This window comes from Novosphingobium humi, from assembly GCF_028607105.1.
GTDB lineage: Bacteria > Pseudomonadota > Alphaproteobacteria > Sphingomonadales > Sphingomonadaceae > Novosphingobium > Novosphingobium humi.
Genome location: NZ_CP117417.1, coordinates 855,439 through 875,381 on the forward strand (window position 1 = coordinate 855,439; position 19,943 = coordinate 875,381).

The window sequence follows — 19,943 nt, forward strand, 5'->3', positions numbered from 1 at the left end:
GCGGGCGACCGTCCGGTTGGAGGTCGAGGATGCCCGTCATGCGCCCCCAAGGTTCGCCCCGCCATGCTGCAGAGGGTTGCCGGCGAGGCTCTGGGAGAGGATGTCTGGCGGGATGCCGGTTGCGTAAGGGGAAGGTCGGCACCCCGCCAATTCTGTCAGAAGTTACCAGCCGCGACGGCCTTCGTAATAGCCGCGGGGGCCTTCATAATAGCCGCGCCGGCCGTAATCGTCGCAGGGGCGGCCATCGCGGTAATAGCGGTTGCCGTGATGGTCCCAGTAGTAGCCGTCACGCCATGCCCAGCTGCGGTCCACCACATAGACCGGGGCGGGCGCATAGGCCGGGGCATAGGCCACCGGCGGGGGCGCATAAACCGGCTCATAGACCGGGCGGCGCGGACGGTCCGACGCAATCGCGGCGCCAAGGGCCAGCCCGATCACGCCGCCGATGACACCGGCCGCAACCGCATCGCCGCCACCGCGGCGGCCGCCGTAATAACCGCCCCGACCATAAGGATCGGCCATCGCGGGCGTCGCGGCAAAGCTGGCAAAGGCGCTGGCGGCCAGAGCCGCCGCAGTGATCGTCTTCTTCGTGAACTGGCGCATGGTACACCTCATCTGAACTTTGGGCTTCCGGGAAGTTTTTGAAAAAACTCCGTGTCGCCGTTGATTCGTTTTCTACGCCCCGTTTGCTGAATGGAATCGGGATGCGTTTTGCAGGCATTGTTCAGGAATGCGCGGCCCGTCGGAAATTTCGGGCGGGCCAACTGGATCATAATTGGAGGCGATAGGGCTGGGCGGGGGCGCGGGCCTGGATTAGCCCCCAAGGGCTGGGGATACATCACGGGCCATGTCAGGCCCTGGGGGCGACAGATGAAAATGCATGCTTCGCGGCTGGTCTTTTGCCATGTGCCGAAAACCGCCGGTTCTTCGATCACGCGGTTGCTGCGCGATAATTGGCCGGGGCCGCACGCGCTCGATGTCTATGAAGAGGAAGGCGGACAGACCGATCTGGCCGCCGCGCTGCGCGATTGCGCGATGCTGGCCGGGCATCTGAGCCAGACCAGCGTGCTGGAGGCGATGCGGCGGGCCGGGGTGGACGGTTTCAAGCTGACCAGCCTGCGCAATCCGGTCGACCATGTGCTGAGCCAGTATTACCATATTCAGGCCTATGCCGGGGCCGCGCTGGCGGGCGACCTGCGGATGCAGGCGTTGAAGGATGCGGCCGTGGGCATGAGCCTGCTGGAATGGATGACCGGGCGGGCGCGGGGGCTGGACGGGTTCGATGTGCTTTTCGACAATCCCCAGATCCGCATGATCCTGAACAAGAAGGAGGGGCCGGTCACGCTGGCCGACGCGCGGGCGGCGATTGCGGTCATGCGGCGCTTTGACGGGGTGATCCTGTTCGAGCGGCTGGGCGAATCGGTGGCGGCGGTGATGGGGATGCTGGGGCTGCAAGGCGGTGGGCGGCTGCCCCGCCTGATGACCAATCCGGCCAAAGGGCAAAGCGTGGTGACGCTGACGCGGCCCGAACTGCAGGCGGCGATGGCGCTGACCCGCTATGACGCGGTGCTCTATGATGTGATCGGGGCGGAATGGTGCGCCCGGATGGCCGCGATGGAGGGGGCGGCGGGGCCTGTCGCGCCGGTCGAGCAGGCCGCGCCGGTGCTGCTGGCCGATGTCCTGCGCACATCCAATGCCCAGCGGATCGAGGGCGGCACGGTGGGCGACATGATCCAGATGCATGAGGACAGCCTGTTTCTGCACCCTCCGCATGGGCGCGAGGGCGCCTTGCGCATCGCCTCGGCCGATTTTCTGGCGCAGGGGCAGGAGCGCTTTTCGAGCGAACTGACAATGGAGCATCCCGCCGCGCCCGATGTTGAATTGTCGATGACGATCCGCGAGGGTGAGCGCATCGTGGCCGGTTTCACCACCCGCGTCTCGCGCGTGATCAGCGTGCCGGTGGAATTGCGCTTTGCCCCGATCATGGGGCGGTGTTTCGTCGATCTGGAATTGCGCAGCCTGGGGCCGGGCGGAAGCAATGACTATGCCGGGCTGATGATGCGCAAGGCGGTGTTTGGCGCGGGATAGCGGGAGAGGGGGGCCCCGCCTTCCTTTGCCCGCCGGCGGAACTAAAACCCCAAAACCGAAAAAGGCCGAGGGCATGACCCCCGGCCTTTTTCATGTCTGATCAATCCGAAAGGATCAATCCTTCTTGCGCGAGGCTTTCTTGCGCTCGTTGGGATCGAGGATCGCCTTGCGGATACGGATGTTCTTGGGGGTGACTTCGACCATTTCGTCTTCGTCGATATAGGCGATGGCCTGTTCCAGCGTCATCACCTTGGGCGGGGTCAGACGCACGGCGTCGTCCTTGCCGCTGGCGCGGAAGTTGGTGAGGGCCTTCGACTTCATCGGGTTGACTTCGAGGTCTTCGGGCTTGGCGTTTTCGCCGATGATCATGCCTTCATACAGCGCTTCGCCCACGCCCACGAACAGGATGCCGCGTTCTTCGAGCGGGCCGAGCGCATAGGCATTGGCTTCACCCGCGCCGTTCGAGATCAGCACGCCGTTCTTGCGGCCTTCGATCTTGCCCTTGTAGGGGCCGTACTTGTCGAACAGGCGGTTCATGATGCCCGTGCCGCGCGTGTCGGACAGGAATTCGCCGTGATAGCCGATCAGCCCGCGCGAGGGCGCGACGAAGCTGATGCGGGTCTTGCCGCCGCCGCTGGGGCGCATGTCGGTCATTTCTGCCTTACGGTTGGCCATCTTTTCGACGACGGTGCCGGCAAATTCCTCGTCCACGTCGATCAGAACGGTTTCATAAGGTTCGGTGCGGTTGCCGTTTTCATCGGTGCCGAACAGCACGCGGGGGCGGCTGATGCCCAGTTCGAAGCCTTCGCGGCGCATGGTTTCGATCAGCACGCCGAGCTGAAGTTCGCCGCGACCGGCGACTTCGAAGCTGTCCTTGTCGGCCGATTCGGTGATCTTGATGGCCACGTTCGATTCGGCTTCACGCTCCAGACGGTCGCGGATCATGCGGCTGGTCACCTTGGTGCCTTCGCGGCCCGCCATGGGCGAATCGTTCACCGCAAAGCGCATCGAGAGGGTCGGCGGGTCGATCGGCTGGGCCTTGATCGGCTCGCGCACCGTGGTGTCGGCGATGGTGTTGGCCACCGTGGCCACCGACAGACCGGCAAGGCTGATGATGTCGCCGGCGCGGGCTTCTTCAACCGGCACGCGGTCCAGACCCTGGAACGAGAGGATCTTGGAGGCGCGACCGGTTTCGATCACATTGCCGTCCATATCCAGCGCGTGGATCGGCTGGTTGACCTTGACCGTGCCCGAGGTGACGCGGCCCGTCAGCACGCGGCCAAGGAAGTTGTCGCGGTCGAGCAGGGTGACGAGGAAGGTGAAGGGGGCGTCAACGTCGAGCGCCGGCGGCGGCACATGATCGACGATGAGCTGGAACATGGGTTCGAGCGTGCCTTCGCGGCGGTTCATGTCATCGCTGGCGTAGCCATTGCGGCCCGAGGCATAAAGAACGGGGAAATCAAGCTGTTCGTCGGTGGCGTCGAGCGAGACGAAGAGGTCGAACACTTCGTCCAGCACTTCCTGGATACGCTCGTCGGGGCGGTCGACCTTGTTGACGACGACGATGGGCTTGAGGCCCAGCGCCAGCGCCTTGCCGGTCACGAACTTGGTCTGCGGCATCGCGCCTTCCGAGCTGTCGACCAGCAGGATCACGCCGTCGACCATCGAGAGGATGCGCTCCACCTCGCCGCCGAAGTCGGCGTGGCCGGGGGTGTCGACGATGTTGATGCGGGTGCCGTTCCATTCGATGCTGGTGGGCTTGGCAAGGATGGTGATCCCGCGTTCCTTTTCCAGATCGTTGCTGTCCATGGCGCGTTCTTCAACGCGCTGGTTGTCGCGGAACGTGCCGGACTGGCGGAAGAGCTGGTCAACCAGCGTGGTCTTGCCATGGTCAACGTGGGCGATAATCGCGATATTGCGAAGCGGAAGCGGGCCGGACATCAAAAAGGCTTTCTGCAACAGCGGGCGGCAAGGCCCGTTTTGGGGGTGGCGCTTTGGTTGCGCCGCAACATGCGCGCGCCCCTAGCTTACGCAGCGGCTTTGGGCAAGACTCGACAAGAGCCATGCTGTTCGAAGGGCATTGTCCACTTATGGGAATTTTGCGGCGGTCTTTGCGTTTTTGATAAGAATTTGTGGGATAAACCGAGGCATGGATCGTCAAAGGATTGAGCCTCATGCCGACAAGGCATAACACAGGGCACGATAAAAAGGAAACCGGGGGTACGACAGGCGGGGGGCTTGTTGGCATGCCGGTTCGTGGGAAGGATGAGGTTTTCATGAACCAGACATCTGCATTGCGCGTGCAGGGGGCCTTGCCCGCGCGTAAAGCAAAAACGCCAGTCTCGTTTTCCACGCGCCGCCGTATCGTTTTGGCGGCGGGCGGGGCCGGGCTTGCGATGGCTCTGGCCGCTCCGGCCATGGCGGCCGAGGATCAGGTCAACAATGAGATCGTCGTCACCGCCACCAAGCGCGAGCAGACCTTGCAGCAGGTGCCCGTGGCCGTAACGGTCACCACCGCCGATGTCATTAACCGCGCCAAGATCCGCGACATCAAGGATCTGACCAGCGTGGTGCCATCACTGCGCGTGTCGGAACACCAGTCGAGCGCGCAGACCGATTTCCTGATCCGCGGCTTTGGCAATGGCGCCAACAATGCCGGGATCGAGCCCAGCGTGGGCGTCTTTATCGACGGCGTCTATCGCTCGCGCAGCGCGGCCCAGATCGCCGATTTTCCCGATGTGAAGCGGGTTGAAGTGCTGCGCGGCCCGCAATCGACGCTGTTCGGCAAGAATGCCAGCGCGGGCGTCGTCTCGATTTCCACGATGGAGCCGCAGTTCAAGCCGGGCGGCAGCGCCGAGGTTTCCTATGGCAATTACAATGCTTTGGTCGTCAAGGGCATGTATACCACGCCGCTCAGCGATACGGTGGCCGTGAGCGTGGCGGGCGGATACAACCGCCGCGACGGCTTTGCCCATGACGGCGCCACGGGCAGCAGCACCAACAACCGCAACCGCTGGTTTGCGCGCGGGCAATTGCTCTGGGCGCCTGACAACGGGCCGCGCGTGCGGATCATTGCCGATTATTCGCAGATCAACGAAACCTGCTGCGCGGTGGTCAACCTGTTGTCCTCGTCCAGTACAGCCGCGATTCAGGCGGTGGGGGGCAAGGTCAATCCGCCCTCCAACCCCTATGGCGACGTCTATAACAATTTCCCCTCGACCAACCGCATCCGCGACTATGGCTTTTCGGCCCAGATTGACCATGAAATCCATGGGGTAAAGCTGACCTCGATCACCGCCTATCGCCACAACACCAATTACAACAATCAGGACAGCGATTTCACCTCCGCCGACCTGTTGGGCCAGAACAGCGCCAATGTGCGTATCAACACCTTTACCCAGGAATTGCGCGCCACCGCCAAGCTGGGCGAGAGGGTGAACCTGCTGCTGGGCGCTTATTATTTCAACGAGAAGATCAATCAGACCGGCGCGCTGCTTTATGGTTCGCAAATGCGCTCCTATGCTGACCTGCTGATTCGCGGCGCCAGCGCCAACACGCTCAATGTCGCCTCGCTGGAGGGTACTTTCGGTACGCTTCAGGGCAATCCGGCCAAATATACCGGCCAGTTCTTCAAACAGGGCACGGGCCTGTCGGAGGCCTATCATCTGGCCAATGAGGCGATCTCGATCTTTGGCCAGATGGACTGGAAAATCGCGCCGCGCGTGACGCTGACGGGCGGGCTGAACTATACGCGCGACAACAAGCATTATTCCACCGGCGTCGTGTCGAGCGATGTGTTTTCAGGCATTGACCTGAACGCGATGCGCACGGCCGCCACCAATGCGGGCATTGCGCAGACCATCGGCGGGCTGTTGTCGGTGCCGGGCGGCTTTGCCTCGCCGGCCCAGATCGCCGCTTTTGCCGGCGCCAACCCCACCGCCTATAATTCGGTGGTGACGGGCGTGTCGAACCAGACTGCGCAATTGCTGGCGCTGCGTGCGCTGCAATTCATGCCGCCTTTCCTCAATGTGCCCAATGCGGTCGAACCGGGGCGGACCAATGACGGCAATCTGTCCTTTACCGCGCGCGTGGCCTATGAGGCCAGCAAGCATATGAATTTCTATGCCAGCATCGGCACCGGCTTCAAGGCCAGCTCGATCAACCTCTCGCGCGACAGCCGCCCGGCGCTGTCCGATGCCGCCGCGATTGCGGCCAGCGGTCTGGCCACGACCAATCTGCGCTATGGCGGGCGTTTTGCCCGGCCGGAAAAATCCACCGTCTATGAAGTGGGGATGAAGGCCAACTGGTCGGTGGCGACGCTCAATTTTGCCGCCTTCTATCAATCGATCAAGGATTTCCAGTCGAACATCTTTACCGGCATCGGTTTCGACCTGCTCAATGCGGACAAGGAATCGGTCTATGGTTTCGAGTTTGAAGGATCGGTGCGGCCGACGAGCGAACTGACGCTGGCCGCCGCCGTCACCTATCTGGTGCCCAAGTATAACCGCTTCACCAATTCCAGCTTTGGCGACATTTCGGGCGCAAGGCCGGCCGGCATCGCGCCGATCTCGACCACCATGTCGGCCACATGGGACAAGCCGATCGGGGGCGAGCAGCACATCATCCTGCGCGGCAACTGGCATTACGAATCGCCGGTGCAGAATCAGGACGGCATGCCCGGTTTCATCACCAAGAACCCGCTGACCGGGGCGATCATTTCCTATCAGACCGGGCTGGACGCGGCGCGTCCGTTCAAGCGCACGGTTTCGGAAATCGACGCCTCGGCCACATGGCAGCTTTCCAAGAAATTCGAGCTGAGCGTGTGGGGCCGCAATCTGACCGACAACCGCTATATCACGGTGATCTTTGACAGCCCGGCCCAATCGGGCTCGATTTCCGGCTATGTCAACACGCCGCGCACCTTTGGCCTGGCGGCGCTGGCCAAATTTTAAGCCGCCGTCGATGATGAAAAAGAGGGCGGGGTGCGGTTGACGCGCCCCGCTTTTTTCATGCGGCCTTTTGCCCGCAAAGGCGTTAATCCAGTCGGACAACGGAAAGAAGGCTTGGCCGATGAATTGGATGTTCCTGCCGCTGCGGCGCTATTTCGAGATTTCGGGCCGTTCGCAAAGGCGTGAGTTCTGGCTCTATTTCATCGCCCTGTGGGTGGTGAACGGGGCGATCATGGCGCTGTTCGGTGCGCCGGTGTCCTATACCAACGGCATGAATTTCTATTGGGGCACCCAGACCAGCCTGACGGGCCAGTTCCTTGTCGGCCTGATCGCCCTGTTCACGCTGATCCCCAGCTATACGGTCAGCATCCGGCGGCTGCATGATATTGACCGGTCGGGCTGGTGGCTGCTGGTGTGGCTGGTGCCCTTTGTCGGCTGGTTCGTGCTGCTGATCTTCTTCTGCCTCGATGGCACCTATGGCCGCAACCGCTATGGCAATGACCCGCGCGGCCGCGGCATGGCGGAGGTGTTCCGTTAAAGCTCTCCCCCTAAAGCTCTCTAAGCGCCTCGGCGGGCCGCGTGCGCAGCAAGGGCAGCGACCCGCCCAGCGCAAAAGCCAGCACCAGCGCCAGCCCGCCGCCCAGCACGCCCAGCACATAGGTCCATGAGGGCAGGAAATCGAAGCTGAACAGCTCAACCACGATCAGCCAGCCCAGACCCGTGCCCAGCACCAGCGCGACCAGCGCCAAGAGGCCCGCCAGCACGCCATATTCGGCCAGCAGCAGCCCCAGCAACTGTCGCTGCCCCGCGCCCAGCACGCGCAAGATCGTGTTGTCATAGGCGCGCGAGGCCCGCGCCGCCGCAATCGCGCCCAGCAAGACCGCCACGCCCGCCAGCACCGCCACACCCGCCGCCGACAGGATCGCCGCGCTCATTTGCCCCAGCAATCCGCGCGCATCGCGCAGCAGCGGCCCCACCTCGACTACCGAGGCCGTGGGATAGGCCCGCGTCAACGCGCGCAGCAGGCCATGCTCGCGCTTGTCCGACAGGCTGATCGTGGCGGCCAGCTTGAAGGGCGCGCCCGCCAGCGCATTGGGCGAAAACACCAGCACATAATTGAACCCGAAGGAATCCCAGTCGATCCGCCGCAAGGATGCCACCTTGGCGGTCCGCTCCACGCCCAGCAGGCCGACCGTCACACTGTCGCCCACTTTCAGACCGGTGGATTTCGCCAGCTTTTCATCAACCGAAACCAACGGTTCGCCCTGATAATCGCGCGGCCACCATGCGCCATCGGTGATGACATTGCCCTCGGGCACATCCTGCGCAAAGGTCAGCCCGCGCTCACCCTTCAATTGCCATGCGTCCTCAGGGATATCCTTCATATCGGCCACGCGGGTCTGCGCGCCCGCCGGGCCATAGGCCAGAATTGCCCCGCGCAGCGTCGGCACCGTGCGTACCTTGGCCCCCGGCGCGGCCCCGGCCACGGTGGCGCGGAAACCGGCCTCATCGCCCGGTTGCAGGTCGATGGCGAAATAGTCGGGCGCCTTTTGCGGCACGCGCGCGGCAATATTGGCGTCCAGACTCGTCTGCACCACGGCCAGCACGACAAAGGCCGTCAGCCCAAAGCCCAGCGCCGTCACCAGCCGCGCGGTCTGATTGCCGGGGCGGTGAATATTGCTCAGCGCAAGGCGCAGGATCGGGCTGCGCGGACGGGGCAGATGTGCGGCCATCCGCACCAAGCCCCAGCCAAGCGCCGAGAGCAGCACAAAGGCCGCCGCCGCCCCGCCAAGGAAGATCGCAGTCGTCCGCGCCGACCCGTCGCCCAGAAATGCCAGAGCGACAAACCCGGCCAGCCCCGCGCCCACCCAGCGCCAGCTCTGCCGCCCCGAAACGGGCGCGACCCGCGCGCGCAGCAGCGCCATCGCCGGATAGGTCCGCGCCGCCAGCAAAGGCCCCGCCGCAAAGACCAGCGCCACCAGCAGGCCCCAGAGCGCCGCCCGCGCCAGCGCCCATGGCGCCAGCACAAAGCCGTCCACCACCGGCAAGACGCCCGCCAGCGCCTTCACCACCAGAGGCAGCACCGCCACCCCCGCGATCAGCCCCGCCAAGGCCCCCACCGCGGCGGCTGTGGCAATCTGCAAAACATAGATCCGCGCAATATCGCCGCTGGTCGCGCCCATCACTTTCAACGTGGCGATCACCCCGCGCCGCGCCTCCAGATAGGAGGCCGTGCCCCCGCCGATACCAATCCCGGCGATCAGCAGCGCGGCCAGACCCACCAGCACAAGAAAATCGCCCATGCGCGCGATGAAAGTCTCGGTGCCCGGCGAGGCTTTGTCGCGGGTGCGGATATCGAGGCCGTTTTCGGGAAAGCGTTTGGCCAGCCCATCGGCAATCGCGGCGGCATCACACGTCCCGGCGCAATCCATGCGCAACCGGCTGCGATACATCGCCCCCGGCGCGGTCAGGCCCGCGCCATCGGGAAAACCCATGGGCACGATGACCGTCGGCCCCAGCGCGAAACCTTCGCCAAGCCCATCGGGTTCGACCGCGATGATCCCGCCTACGCGCAGGGGCTTGCCCGCGATGGTGAAGCTGTCGCCCGGCTTGATGCCCAGCCTTTCGGCCGCCCCGCGCGCGATCCATGCCGTGCCCGCCGCCGGGGCGCCTACATGCCGCCCATCGGCCAGTTCCAGCCGCCCGACCATCGGCCAGAGCGCATCGACCGCCTTTAACTGGACCGGAGCGGTGGTATCCCCATTCGAGGCCATCGCCTGCAGCCGCTGACCATCGGAAAGGCGGCCGTAGCGGGTCAGCGCGGCGCGTTCCTCGGCGGAAATCGGGCGCTGCCAGACCGTGATCTGCACATCGCCGCCCAGGATCTGGCGCCCCTTAGCGGCCAGCCCTTCATTGATCGCCTTGGTCAGCGAACCGATCGCGGCCAGCGCCCCCACGCCCAGAAACAGGCAGGCGAGCAGCAAGCGAAGCCCGCGAAACCGCGCCGACAATTCCCGCCGCGCGATGCGCCACGCCGAGGCCCAGTTCACGCCATTTCGCCCGACGCGTATTTGTCCGAAGCATAGGTGTCGGATGGATATGTATCTGATTCTATGCGTCCGTCGGCAATCCGAATGATCCGCTGCGCCTTTTGCGCCAGCGCCTCGTCATGGGTGATGATGACCAGCGTGGCCCCGGTCTCCGCCCGCCGGGTCAGGATGAGGTCGATGATCGCCGCGCCGGTTGCGCCGTCCAGATTGCCGGTCGGTTCATCGGCAAAGAGCAGCGCCGGGCGCGGGGCCAGAGCGCGGGCAATCGCCACGCGCTGTTGCTCGCCGCCCGAAAGCTGGCTGGGGTAATGGTGCAGCCGGTGGCCAAGGCCCACGGCTTTGAGTTCCTCGGCGGCGCGGGGCCCCGCATCGGCCACGCCCGCCAGTTCGAGCGCGGTCATCACATTTTCCTGCGCCGTCATGGTGGGCAGCAGGTGGAACGCCTGCAAGACCACGCCGATCCGCCCGCGCCGGGCCAGCGCCAGTTGATCCTCGGACAGGCCCATGAAATCCGCGCCCGCCACGCTCAATTGGCCCCCGCTGGCCCGCTCCAGCCCCGAAAGCACCGCCATCAGCGAGGATTTGCCCGACCCCGACGGGCCAAGCAGCGCCACGACCTGACCATCGGGCACGGTCAGATCGATGCCTTTGAGGATCGAGGTGGCGCCATCGCCCCCAGGACCATTGGCGCCCAGGGTGAGAGTGAGGTTGCGGGCGAGGATCGCGCTCTTGCGGTCATGGGATTGGGTCACGATATGTTTATGGGTGGCCCGGCCGGATTCGGCAAGGAGGGCCCGCACGAAAGGGCAGGTTGATGAGGGCTTTGGGCGGGATGGCGGCGGTTTTGGCGCCGGTTTTGATGCTGACGGGATGCGGCGGCGCGGACAAGACGCCCCAGCCCGCGCCCAGCGCCTCGGCCGCCCCCGCACCTGTGCCCAAGGGGCCGCCGGTTCGCATCATCGCTTTGGGCGACAGTCTGTTTGCCGGATATGGTCTGCGCCCCGAACAGGCCTATCCGGTGCGGCTGGAGGCGGCTTTGCGCGCGCGCGGGGTCAATGCGCAGGTGGTCAATGCCGGGGTTTCGGGCGACACCACGCAGGACGGGCGGGCAAGGCTGGACTTTACGCTGGCGCAAGGGGCCGCGCCCGATCTGGTGATCATCAGCCTTGGCGGCAACGATATGCTGCGCGGGTTGCCGCTGGCCAGGACGAAGGACAATCTCGACGCCATTCTGGCCGAATTGGACAAGCGCAAGATCAAGGCCGTGGTGATGGGCATGCTGGCCGCGCCCAATATGGGGCCGGATTATGCGCGCGAATTCAACGCGATCTTTCCCGCGCTGGCCGCCCGGCATCATGCCGTGCTCGATCCGTTTTTCCTCAAGCCGATCTTTAACCGCCCTGATCTGCAATTGCCCGACCATATCCATCCCACCGACAAGGGCGTCGAGGCGATGGTCAGCGCGACCCTCGACAAGGTGGCGGGGGCGCTGCCGAAAGGCTGATATCGGCTCCATTTGCGTGGCAATCGTGCTGGCGGGGCGGCGGGGCGTCCTGCCAAGGCGGTGCCATGATGGAGACAATCCTCGATAGGCCCCGCATCGGCCTGTTGCCGGTGGTGCGGGCCGCGCAGGCGGCCTTGGCGCAGGGGCGCGGCTTTTCGCTGGTCCGGCTGGGCGATGGCGAGGGGGCGATGCTTTCCCACGATGCGCCGCATATGGGCGAGGATATCGCGTTCTGCCTGAATATCTGGTTCGGCGATCAGGCGATTGACGGCGATGACCGGCGCGCGATGGCGCGCGGGCTGGAACGCGCGATGCGCGAAGCCGATGTGCTGGGTCTTCCCCGCCGCGCCCAGTTGCAGGTTTCGATGCGCTATCACGAGGTCTTTGCCAATCTGGGGCGGGTATTGGGCGCTCGGCACCCGGTCGTGGGCGATATGGCGCTGCATTTCTATCTGCAATGGTCGGGCGCGCTGGGGGCGCTGGTGCGCGATGCGCGGCGGCTGGTGCTGATCGGATGCCGCGATGTGGCGGGGCAATTTGGTGCGCATTTCGATGTGCCCGTGGTGCAATGGCTGCTGCGCGGAGAGGCGCGGTTTCCGGGTATTGTGGCCGAGCCGCATTGGCCCATCGGCTATGCCCGGATGATGGCGCGGATCGGGGGGGTAGGGCCGGGCGATCTGGTGCTGGTGGGGGCGGGCGTGCTGGGCAAGGCCTATGTGGCGGGCGCGGCGCGGCGCGGGGCGGTGGCGCTGGACATGGGCAGCGTGTTTGACGGATGGGCCGGGATCATCAGCCGGGACGGGCGCATCGGCACCGGAGCGGAATTTTCGATTCCCCATCTGGCGCAGGGTGGACCGGCGGACGAGGCGATGCGGGAGCGCCTGCGTGCCTATCTGGCGGGCACGAATATTGCCGACGGGGCGATCTGAAACAGACCAATTGCCGCGTGAACGGATGCCGTAAGGGGCGCGGCAAATCGATGAAAGTAAACGCGTATCGGCATGGCATCCGGGGCAAATGCGTAATCGCCGCCGAAATGGATAGAGCCTTTGTTGCGCACCATGAGGCCCGGTTTTAGCCCTTTGCCACGAGGCGCGAAGGGATGGGGGATGGTCCCCCGGCGCGGCAATGATCAGGCAGGGATCAGGCAAAGATGAACATAGCCACGCAAGCCATGGGCGAAACAGCGCTGCGGCCGTTGCCGGGCACGGGCGGCCCGTTGTGGCGGCCCGAGGAGGTGCTGGAGCAGGGCGGGGCGCCAAAACCGGGCGCGGCGCAGGAGCGTGTCCATGAACGCGGGCAGGCCGCGCGGCGCATGGCCCTGCTGGTGCTGGGCATGCACCGGTCGGGCACCAGCGCGCTGACGCGGGTGTTCTCGCTGCTGGGGGCGGGGCTTCCCGCAACGCTGTTGGACGGCAATCCGACCAACCCCACCGGCCATTGGGAATCGGACGCGGTGCGCGGCTTCAACGACGCCGCGCTGGCCCAGATGGGGAGCGAATGGTTCGACTGGCTGGCGGTTCATGAGGGGTGGCAGCGCTCGCTGGCCTATCATGGGCAGGTTGAGCGGGCGCGCGAGGTGCTGCGCGGGGAATTTGGCGATGCCCCGCTCTTTGCGCTGAAGGACCCGCGCATGTGCCGTCTGGCGGGCTTCTGGCTGGACGTGCTGGACGCCGAAGGGATCGAGGCCGCCATTGTCATGCCGCTGCGCAACCCGCTTGAGGTGGCCGAGTCTCTGGCGCAGCGCGATGGCGTGGATGCGCAGGTCACGCTGCTGGTATGGCTGCGCCATGTGCTTGAGGCCGAGGCGGCGACGCGCGGACGCCCACGTCTGGTGATCAGCTATGATCAGGTGCTGGACCAATGGGCGCAGGTGGCCGACCGGGTGGAGCGCGAACTGGGGGTCGTGTGGCCGCGTATGCCGCTGGGCGCGGGCGAGGAGGTGGAGGCCTTTCTCTCGCGCGATCTGCGCCATCATCGCCGGTCGGACCGGGCGGTGGTGGACAATCCGCTGGTCTCGTCATGGGTGCGGCGGGCCTATGGCGTGCTGCTGGGCTGGGCCGAGGACGGCGAGCGGGCGGGCGATTACGGCGAGCTGGATGCGGTGCGCGCGGCTCTGGACGAGGCGGGGCCGGGGTTTGCGCGGCCCCTGCGCCGGATGGCCCGGCAAAAGCGGGCGCTGGAGGAGCTGAACGCGCAGAGCGCCGAGCTGATCGCCCAGCGGGCCGCACTGGAGGCGCGGGTCGCGGGTCTGGCCGATGAATTGGACCGGCGCGGGCGCGAACGGCAGGAGGCGCTCGATGGGCTGGCCGAACTGGCGCAGGCCTATCAACTGGCGCAGGCGCGGCTGGACGAAATGGCGCTGAGCGAAGGGCGGGGGGAGGATGAGCGCGCGGCCATGGCGCGCGAAATCGAGCATCTGCGTGCGCAGGCCCCTGCACAGGAGCAGCGCGCGCAAGAGGCCCAGGCCCGCGTGGCCATGCTTGAGCAGGAAGGGCAAGCCCTGCGCGCCGCGCTGGACGAACACCGGGAGCGGATGGGTGAATGGGAAAGCGCTCTGGCCCGGCGGCAGGACGAGATCGAGCAGACGCGCGCCGCGTTGGAGCAGGAACGGGAGGTGGCCGTCCGGTTGGCCGCTGAACTGGACATCGAGCAGCAGGCAGGGCTGGAACTGGCAGGGGAACTGGCGCAGGCGCAGGCACAGTCGCAGGAACAGGCCGAACAGTTGCGCGCCGCCATCGAGCAGGTGAGCGTGATGGCCGAAATGCTGACCGCGCTGCGCGCCGATCTGGCCGATCAGGGCGAGGCGCTGGCCGCCGCACGCAGGGCACAGGCCGCATGGGCGGACGAGGCGCGCAGGACAAAAGCCGCCGCGCAGGACCATCAGGCCGAGGCCACGCGCGAGATCGTCGAATTGGCCCGCCTGTTGCAGGAGGCCGAGGGCGAGGCCGCGCTGTGGCAGGGCCATTGGCAGGAGAGCGAGCAGAGTCGCGCCGCGATGGCCGCCGATCATGCCCAGACCGAGCGGTCATGGGCCGAACAGGCGCAGCGGCTTGAAGAACGCGCGGCCGAACTGGACCAGGCACGCGCCCGCGCGGTTGAGGAAGCGCAGGCCTTGCTGGCCGAGAAAGTGCGGCTGGAACAGCAATTGAGTGAACGCTTTGGCGAATTGGCCGCGATGTCGGGCCTGTTGTCGGCCGAGGCGGAAAAATCCCTGCGCTGGGCGGGGCAGGTGGAATGGCTGCGCGATGTCTGTCGGGTGATGATGCGGCGGCCGCGCTGGTGGCGTGCCTTTGGTTGGCAGAATGCACGGGCGGCGCGGAATCTGGCCGAGGCCGGGCTGTTTGACGAACGGGCCTATCTCGCGCGCTATCCCGATGTGGCCGCGCAGGGTCAGGACCCGCTGCGTCATTATATCCTTTTCGGCATGGCCGAGGGCCGGGTGAAAGGCTGACACATGGTTTTGCAGACAAGCATTTCCCCCGAGGCGATCGGGCAATTGCGCCGGTCGGGCCAATTCGATGCGGAATGGTATGCCGACCGCTATGCCGATGTGGCGATGTCGGGCATGGACCCGGCCGAGCATTATCTGTGGATCGGACGGCGATTGGGGCGCCGGGCGGGGCCGGGGGCCGGGCTGGCTGATACGGCGGCAGCGGCCCCCGCACAGGCGCGGACCAGGGGCGATACGGGGTGGAATGATCTGCCGATACACCCCCAAAGGCCGAACCGGTGGGTGCATAACACCGCCGCCATCGCCCGCAACCGAGCCCAGCCGCTGGCGCCGCTGACGCGCAGCTTTAACCCGCAATCGATGAACATCCATTGGATCATCCCCGATTTCGGCCCCGGCGGCGGCGGGCATATGTCGATCTTTCGCATGGTCCGCTATCTGGAAAGTTTTGGCCATCGCCAGACGATCTGGATTCAGAACCCCGGCGTGCATCAGGATGAGAAGCAGGCGTGGGAGCATATCCGAAGCTGGTATCAGCCGATTGACCGGGTGATCGTCCGCTTTCTGCCCGAAGAGGTGGAAGGGATTTCGGGCGATCTGGTGATCGCCACCGATATGTGGACGACATTCCCCGCCGCACAGATGGGCCTGATGAAGGAGCGCTTCTATCTGGTGCAGGATTATGAGGCTTTGTTCCACACGCATGGCACCTTCACCTATGTGGCGGAGATGACCTATCGCATGGGGTTCAAGGCGGTTTGCGCCGGGGCCTGGCTGAAATCCTTGTGCGAGGGGCGCTATGGGCTTTGGACACGGGCGTGGGAATTGGCCTATGATCCGATGTATTACTATCGGGGCGAAAGGGCCGGGGAAAACAGGGTCGAGCATGATCCGCCCCGCATCGCCTTTTACGCCCGCGCCGCCACGCCGCGCCGCGCGGTCGAACTGGGGCGTGAGGCGTTGCTGATCCTGCATGAGCGGGGGGTGCGGTTCCGGGTCGATCTGTTCGGTCAGGAGGATATGAGTGGGGCGCTGCCTTATGAGCATGTGAACCACGGGCTGCTCAGCCCGGCGCAATTGGGCGATCTTTATCGCTCGACAGATATCGGCATGGTCTTTTCGGCCAGCAATTATTCGCTGATCCCGATGGAGATGATGGCCTGCGGGTTGCCGGTGGTCGAACTGGATGCGGAAAGCACGCGGGCGGTGTTTCCCGAAGGATCGGTCGCCTTTGCCCCGCCCACGCCCCACGACATGGCCGATGTGCTTCAGCGCGTGATCGAAAGCGCGGCGGAGCGGGAGAGGTTGCGGGCGGGCGGCGCGGCTTTTGTCGCGGGGCTGAGCTGGGAAAAAAGCGCAAGGGCGCTGGAGGAGGCGCTGATCGAGGGGTTGAGCGAGAATTGCTGGCCCGTGACCCCGCGCGCGCTGTTCACCACGCGCGACTATGCCCACAAGGCTGCGGTCATCATCCCGACATGGAACGGCGGCGATCTGTTTCGCGGTGTGCTGCAGGCGCTGGTGACGCAGCAGACCGACTGGGCCTATGACGTGATGGTGGTGGACAGTGGTTCCACCGACAACACGCTGGAGATCATAGGCGAATTTGCCGACCGGGGTGTGCGGCTGCATCAGATCCCCAATGCCGAATTTTCGCATGGGCGCACCCGCAATCTGGCCATTTCGCTGACGGATGCCGAATTTGTTGCGGTCTTGACGCAGGACGCCACGCCCGCCGACCCGCATTGGCTGGCCCATATGATCCGCGCCTTTGACAAGGGGGATCAGGTCGCGGGCGTGTTTGGGGGGCATCACACCTATGGCGACGCCACGAGCTTTGTCCGCAACGGACAGGATGGGCATTTCGCCCATTTCGCCGCCATGCCCCATGTCGCGCAATGGGGCGTGACGCCGCCGGGCATGGAATGGGGCTCTGTCCAGTGGCAGCAATGGCTGCATTATTTTTCGGACAACAATGCCGCGCTGCGCCGCTGTGTGTGGGAGAAGATCCCCTATCCTGACATCCCATGGGGCGAGGATCAGGTATGGGCGTGGGAGGTGATCAAGCAGGGCTATGAAAAGGCCTATGCGCCCGACGCCTTTGTCATCCATTCACACAATTTGTCAATCGGCGTCCAAACGGGACCCCCGATCGGCGCGCAAAAGGGACCCCCTTTCGAGTATGGCACGACGGTCGAGGAACGCGCCTTGCGCTGCGCGCGGCGTAGGGAGGGCGAAGCCCGACCGGAGGCGCGCGCAGCGCAAGGCATCTTAATCCCGGCATGCCGCAGGGATCAGTTTCGGTTCTTGAAGCGCCAGCTGTCATTGCCGGTCTCGATGATGTCGCAATGATGGGTGACACGATCGAGGAGAGCGGTGGTCATCTTGGGATCGCCGAACACGGTCGGCCATTCCCCGAACGCCAGGTTGGTCGTGATGATGACGCTGGTTTGCTCGTAAAGCTTGCTGACCAGATGGAACAGCAACTGCCCGCCTGAACGGGCGAATGGCAGATAGCCAAGCTCATCGAGCACGACGAGGTCGAGGCGGGAGAGCTGGGCGGCAAGCGCGCCGCTTTTGCCGATCCGGGCTTCCTCTTCGAGGCGGGTCACCAGATCCACGGTGTTGAAGTAACGCCCCCGCGCTCCGGCGCGGACGACATTGGCGGTGATGGCGATGGCCAGATGGGTCTTGCCGGTGCCAGTGCCACCGACCAGGACGACATTGCGTCGTGCGGGCAGGAACGCCCCGCCGTGCAGCGAACGGACCATCCCCTCGTTGATCGGCGTCCCCTCGAAGTGGAAGGCATCAATGTCCTTCACCACCGGCAGCTTGGCGGCCGCCATCCGGTATCGGATCGAGGCCGCGTGGCGGTGCGTTGCCTCCGCACGCAGCAGATCGGTCAGTATCTCCATTGTCGTGCGCTGGCGTTGAAGCCCTGTGGTGACGGCCTCATCGAACGCGCCAGCCATCCCTTTGAGTCCGAGCCCGCGCATCGCGTCGATCATGTCATGCCGCTGCATTGAAGTTCCTCAGTTGGTCGTAACGGGCAGAGTCGGCGATCGGCGGATGTCGCAGGGCATTGTCCTCCGACGTGACGATCGTCAGCGGTCGCGGCGGTTCGCGGCGCCGTGCCAGGATATTGAGGATCAGATCGTCGCTCGCCGTGCCGGTTGCCAGTGCCTCCCGCACGGCGGCTTCGACGAGTTCCAGGCCATCGGTCAGCACGGCCGCCAGAACGCGCACGAACCGCCGGTCGGCATCATCGCCGTTGCCCAGCTTGCGTCGCAACCGGGCGAGCGCCGGCGGCAGTTCCCAGCCCTGGAAGGGGGCGCCGTTGCGTAAAGCGCCGGGCTTGCGGGCCAGCACCGGCAGATAGTGCCAGGGATCATAGATGGTGCGGTTCCGCCCGAAGAAGCGGGGATGCTCGGCGACGACCTCATCGCCGCATCGCACGACAATGCGGTCGGCATAGGCCCGAACCTGCACCGTGCGCCGCGCTACCGTCGAGAGGACCGAGTATCGGTTGCGATCATAGCTGATCAGGCAGGTGCCCGACACGCCGTGCTCGCTCTCGTTGAAGCCGTCGAACGGCCCCAGCATCGACTGTAATGCAGGGCGTTCGATCTCCAGCATCTGCGCCACGGTCTGGTCGCCCTGCTCAGGATGGGCCTGTCGTTCGGCCCAGCGTCGGCACTCAGCTTCCAGCCAGCCATTGAGCTCCTCAAGGCTGGCGAACCGCAGACGAGGCTGGAAGAAACGTCCCCGGATCGTCTGCACCTGGTTCTCGACCTGCCCCTTCTCCCATCCCGCCGCCGGCGAGCAGGCCGTGGGCTCGACCATATAATGGTCGGCCATGATCAGGAACCGCCGGTTGAACACCCGGTCCTTGCCGGAGAACACGCTCGTCACCGCCGTCTTCATATTATCGTAGATGCCGCGCCTGGGCACGCCGCCGAAGAAGGCAAAGCCGCGCGCATGCGCGTCGAACAGCATCTCCTGGGTCTCGCGTGGATAGGCCCGGACATACACAGCCCGCGATGCGCACAGCCGCATGTGTGCGACCTTTACCCGCATCGGCTTGCCGGCGATCTCGACATCCTCGTGGCTCCAGTCGAACTGGTAGGCCTCGCCGGGCTGGAACAGCATCGGAATGAAGGCCGTCGTCCCGTCGCCGAAATCCCTACGCCGCTCGACCTTCCACCGAGCCGCATAGCGGCGCACGGCATCGTAAGAGCCCTCGAAACCCTCACGCACCAGAAGGTCGTGGATACGGGTCATCCGAAGCCGGTCACGCCGGCCCCGTAACTCGTTCTCTTCCAGCAGCCCATCCAGGCGATCCTGAAACGGACCGATCCGCGGCAGCGGCTGAACCTTGCGTCGATAATCAAATGCGCCTTCCGGCGCCCGGATCGCCTTGCGGATCACCTTCCGCGACACATGCAGATCACGCGCGATCGCCTTGATCGCCTTCCCGCCGGCATACTCACGCCGGATACGAACCACTGTTTCCAAAACCAACATCCCGATCTCGCCGCATGAACTTCCACGCGGTTGTGTAAGCTATCGAAATGAGGGGTCCCTTTTAGACGCCGATCACCCCGCTAACGGGGTCCTTTTTGCACGCCGATCCACACACACAATTTGACCGAGGCCGCGCAGGACAAGGTTTCGCGTATCGAGGGCGATTACTGGCTGCGCTATTTCAACTATCGCTTTGAAACAGATCCCGATGCCGTGAAGGCCAGCGTGGATTACCTCAACGCGCGTGATGCCGCCGTGGCGGGGGTGGCGCCCGATGTGCTGGCCCATCAGCAGGTGCTGAACCGCGCCGCTGTATGCGGGCGCTATCGCGGGCAATTCGATCTGGTCGAACAATGGCGGGCCAAATGGTCCTGATC

14 protein-coding genes are annotated in these 19,943 nt (G+C 65.0%); 8 read left to right on the top strand and 6 right to left on the bottom strand.

Annotation, left to right across the window (positions count from 1 at the left end; genetic code table 11):
* Positions 1 to 162 precede the first annotated feature (162 nt).
* On the bottom strand, positions 163 to 615 hold the full coding sequence (locus PQ457_RS03895; RefSeq protein ID WP_273618469.1) for a hypothetical protein: 453 nt from the start codon (positions 613 to 615) through the stop codon (positions 163 to 165).
* A 255-nt stretch (positions 616 to 870) separates the two neighbouring features.
* Between PQ457_RS03895 and PQ457_RS03900 the strand changes: the two genes are divergently transcribed.
* Complete coding sequence (locus PQ457_RS03900; RefSeq protein WP_273618470.1) at positions 871 to 2,088, top strand: sulfotransferase family 2 domain-containing protein; 1,218 nt, start codon at positions 871 to 873, stop codon at positions 2,086 to 2,088.
* Between the two features lie 114 nt (positions 2,089 to 2,202).
* Here the strand turns inward: PQ457_RS03900 and typA are convergent, their stop codons facing one another.
* On the bottom strand, positions 2,203 to 4,029 hold the full coding sequence (gene typA, locus PQ457_RS03905; RefSeq protein WP_273618472.1) for a translational GTPase TypA: 1,827 nt from the start codon (positions 4,027 to 4,029) through the stop codon (positions 2,203 to 2,205).
* A 335-nt stretch (positions 4,030 to 4,364) separates the two neighbouring features.
* Here typA and PQ457_RS03910 point away from each other — a divergent pair, with 335 nt between their 5' ends.
* Positions 4,365 to 7,040, top strand: coding sequence for a TonB-dependent receptor (locus PQ457_RS03910; protein ID WP_273618473.1), 2,676 nt, complete (start codon positions 4,365 to 4,367; stop codon positions 7,038 to 7,040).
* Between the two features lie 118 nt (positions 7,041 to 7,158).
* The gene (locus PQ457_RS03915) at positions 7,159 to 7,575 is read left to right on the top strand and encodes a DUF805 domain-containing protein (protein ID WP_273618474.1); all 417 of its coding nucleotides are present in this window, start codon (positions 7,159 to 7,161) and stop codon (positions 7,573 to 7,575) included.
* Positions 7,576 to 7,585: 10 nt separating this feature from the next.
* Here PQ457_RS03915 and PQ457_RS03920 read toward each other — a convergent pair whose 3' ends face one another.
* Positions 7,586 to 10,087 carry an ABC transporter permease gene (locus PQ457_RS03920; RefSeq protein ID WP_273618475.1) on the bottom strand — a complete coding sequence of 834 codons (2,502 nt, stop codon included), beginning with the start codon at positions 10,085 to 10,087 and terminating at the stop codon, positions 7,586 to 7,588.
* A complete protein-coding gene (locus PQ457_RS03925) occupies positions 10,084 to 10,839 on the bottom strand; it encodes an ABC transporter ATP-binding protein (RefSeq protein WP_420540965.1) in 756 nt (251 codons plus the stop codon). The genes PQ457_RS03920 and PQ457_RS03925 overlap by 4 nt, the downstream gene beginning before the upstream one ends.
* Positions 10,840 to 10,901: 62 nt before the next feature.
* Between PQ457_RS03925 and PQ457_RS03930 the strand changes: the two genes are divergently transcribed.
* From PQ457_RS03930 to PQ457_RS03945, 4 genes are all read left to right on the top strand, one after another.
* Positions 10,902 to 11,591 carry an arylesterase gene (locus PQ457_RS03930; protein ID WP_273618476.1) on the top strand — a complete coding sequence of 230 codons (690 nt, stop codon included), beginning with the start codon at positions 10,902 to 10,904 and terminating at the stop codon, positions 11,589 to 11,591.
* A 65-nt stretch (positions 11,592 to 11,656) separates the two neighbouring features.
* Complete coding sequence (locus PQ457_RS03935; RefSeq protein WP_273618477.1) at positions 11,657 to 12,520, top strand: GT-D fold domain-containing protein; 864 nt, start codon at positions 11,657 to 11,659, stop codon at positions 12,518 to 12,520.
* 224 nt (positions 12,521 to 12,744) lie between these two features.
* A complete protein-coding gene (locus PQ457_RS03940; RefSeq protein WP_273618478.1) occupies positions 12,745 to 15,045 on the top strand; it encodes a hypothetical protein in 2,301 nt (766 codons plus the stop codon).
* Between the two features lie 3 nt (positions 15,046 to 15,048).
* On the top strand, positions 15,049 to 17,394 hold the full coding sequence (locus tag PQ457_RS03945; RefSeq protein ID WP_273618479.1) for a rhamnosyltransferase WsaF family glycosyltransferase: 2,346 nt from the start codon (positions 15,049 to 15,051) through the stop codon (positions 17,392 to 17,394).
* Here PQ457_RS03945 and istB read toward each other — a convergent pair.
* Together istB and istA are read right to left on the bottom strand one after the other, a co-directional pair.
* Positions 17,337 to 18,065, bottom strand: a complete 729-nt coding sequence (gene istB, locus PQ457_RS03950; protein WP_273618480.1) for an IS21-like element helper ATPase IstB — start codon at positions 18,063 to 18,065, stop codon at positions 17,337 to 17,339. The two genes, PQ457_RS03945 and istB, sit on opposite strands and share 58 nt — an antisense overlap.
* A complete protein-coding gene (gene istA, locus PQ457_RS03955) occupies positions 18,052 to 19,566 on the bottom strand; it encodes an IS21 family transposase (RefSeq protein ID WP_273618481.1) in 1,515 nt (504 codons plus the stop codon). Before istA ends, istB begins: the two co-directional genes overlap by 14 nt.
* Before the next feature lie 120 nt (positions 19,567 to 19,686).
* Between istA and PQ457_RS03960 the strand changes: the two genes are divergently transcribed.
* Complete coding sequence (locus tag PQ457_RS03960; protein WP_273618482.1) at positions 19,687 to 19,941, top strand: hypothetical protein; 255 nt, start codon at positions 19,687 to 19,689, stop codon at positions 19,939 to 19,941.
* The last annotated feature ends 2 nt before the right edge of the window (positions 19,942 to 19,943 follow it).